Consider the following 1,600-nt stretch of genomic DNA (forward strand, 5'->3'; position numbering starts at 1 on the left):
ATATTGGCTGAGTGAAGAGAAATCTTGTTCTGATCGCCAGCCAACCTCGAACTATGCTCAATAATTCGTGCGATGGCTTTGCGGTCACAGTGCAACATGCCATTGTCATTCACCACGCTTGAAATAAAGCGTGCGTATTGCAGCTCAGAATCGCTGTCTCGCTTCATCTCATCTTCAAAGTCAGCGGTGACTCTAAACAGCTCACTAAACTCTGGATCGTAGTGTTGAAGCAGTTGGTAAGTGCGATAGTCACCAAACAAGATGATTTTTACATCAAGTGGAATTGCTTCTGGGTCTAGAGAAACGGTTCCGGTTAGGGTCACCTCTTTTTCAAGTGAGGTAAAGCTCAGTTGCCTTGCACGCAGCGCCCGCTTCAATCCATCCCATACGTATGGCTGCTCTAGTACCTTTTGCGCATCCATCAAAAGTACACCGCCATTCGCTTTATGCAAGCTACCAGGGCGAATCAACGAGAAGTCGGTAAATACGGTACCTTTGAAGGTCGCAGTTTCGATATAGCCAAACAAGGTGTGATAGTTAGGGTTCTCTTCAACAACGATCGGAAACTCTTCCGTCTTACGGCTTACTAGAACGTTAACCTTGTAACGACGTGGCAGTTTCTTATCTAGAGACGCACTGGCCACTTCCCCTTGCTCTGCGCTTTGTTCAAGGAATATATCTGCATTATCAACAATATCTTGCTGTAACTCGGTAAGGTAAGTCTTAATCGCAGGGTAACGTAAATAGTCCTTCTTGAGCTGCTTGATAAAGTGGGTAATAACTTCTAACGTGACTTCGTCATTGAGCTTTTTGATTTTCTCGGTGTAGGTCTCTTCCCACTCCGTAAGTTGACGAACCATGTTGCGCAGCTTGACTTCTAGCTCGTCAATGGTATCGCTAAAGTACTCTTGCTCTTTCTTGCTTAAAGCATCGAAGGACTCTTCACTATGAAGTTCTTCGCCATTCATCGCGACAAACTGGTAATCACCTTGAGTAGTGATGGTTAGGCTAATGCCTTGCGACTTAGCCTCTTTAGTAATTACCGCCAGTTCTGCCTCTTGCTTGGTGGCAAGTTGGTTTTTTAGTTTGTCAGCGCGACTATAGTAAAGCTCGTTGTCAAACGCTAATGGGATGGCGTTTATCAACTTAGCTATCAACTTCTCGATATCTTGCTTAAGCTTACTTCCCACACCGCAGGGGAGCTTCAATACTTTCGGTGTGCGAATATCTTCAAAATTAGCGACGTAGCACCAATCAAACAGGGCCGCTGCATCGTGTTGGTGACGATTAAGGTAACGGAGGATCATTGTACGCTTGCCTAAGCCGTTCTGGCCTATCGCGTATATGTTATAGCCCTTCTCTTTGATGGACATAGCAAACTCGACGGCCTTTTGAGCTCGCTCTTGCCCCACAATCTCATCGATAGGCGCCAACTCTTTTGTCGACTTGCTTTGCAGTTTCTCTAGCTCTGCTGGAAGGTACAGCTGGTGAGCTTCAAGTCTTTGAATGGTCATCACTCTATCCTTGTCGTTTTTGTTCTTTAACAGCTAGTTTAGGCCAGATTTGTTTAAGTTTTAGTGACTTACAGCTAGTTCATGTT

Annotated in this window: 1 protein-coding gene; it reads right to left on the bottom strand. The window is 45.1% G+C overall.

The genetic code is table 11. From position 1 onward, the window contains the following. On the bottom strand, positions 1-1,514 hold a 1,514-nt coding region (locus QTO00_RS19425; protein WP_331426210.1), incomplete at its 3' end, for an ATP-binding protein. Positions 1,515-1,600: the final 86 nt, after the last annotated feature.

The organism is Vibrio sp. M260118, from assembly GCF_036533755.1.
GTDB lineage: Bacteria > Pseudomonadota > Gammaproteobacteria > Enterobacterales > Vibrionaceae > Vibrio.